Raw genomic sequence first — 812 nt, forward strand, 5'->3', positions numbered from 1 at the left:
TGGGGCTTGGGTCGGGTTGCGGCGTTGGAGTTGCCGGAGCGGTGGGGTGGGTTGGTTGATGTGCCGGATGTGGTGGATGGGCGTGTGGGTGTGCGGTTGGCGGGTGTGTTGGGGCAGTCGGTGGTGGGGTGGTCGGTGGGTGGTTGGGTGGAGGATCAGGTTGCGGTGCGGGGTTCGGGTGTGTTTGTGGCGCGGTTGGAGCGTGCTGCTGGTGGTGGTGTGGTGTCGGGTGGTGGGTGGTGTCCGTCGGGGACGGTGTTGGTGACGGGTGGTACGGGTGTGTTGGGTGGGCGGGTGGCGCGGTGGTTGGCTGCTGGTGGTGCTGAGCGGGTGGTGTTGGTGAGTCGTCGGGGGTGGGGGGCTGCTGGGGTGGAGGAGTTGGTGGCGTCGGTGGAGGGGTTGGGGTGTGGTGTGGAGGTGGTGGCGTGTGATGTGGCGGATCGTGAGGGTTTGCGTGCGGTGGTTGAGGGGGTGTGTGCGGGGGGTCGGTTGTCGGCGGTGGTGCATGCGGCGGGTGTGTTGGATGACGGGGTGTTGGAGGGGTTGACGGCTGGGCGGTTGGCGTCGGTGGTGGGGGCGAAGGTGGAGGGTGCGTTGGTGTTGCATGAGGTGACGCGGGATGTGCCGTTGGATGCGTTTGTGTTGTTTTCTTCGTTGTCGGGGGTGGTGGGTGCTGCGGGGCAGGGGAATTACGCGGCGGCGAATGCGGTGTTGGATGCGTTGGCTGTGCATCGGCGGTCGTTGGGGTTGCCGGCGACGTCGATCGCGTGGGGGCCGTGGGCGGGTGGCGGCATGGCCGCCGACGAAGCCGC

The 812-nt window shown here is 68.0% G+C and carries 1 protein-coding gene; it reads left to right on the forward strand.

Going from position 1 to position 812, the window contains the following annotated elements; translation table 11 throughout:
* Nucleotides 1-812, forward strand: an 812-nt coding sequence (locus K7G61_RS35940; RefSeq protein ID WP_225851352.1) for a beta-ketoacyl reductase, incomplete at both ends; no start/stop codon positions are given.

It is taken from the genome of Streptomyces sp. HPF1205 (genome assembly GCF_020400825.1).
In the GTDB taxonomy this organism is placed as follows: Bacteria; Actinomycetota; Actinomycetes; order Streptomycetales; family Streptomycetaceae; genus Actinacidiphila.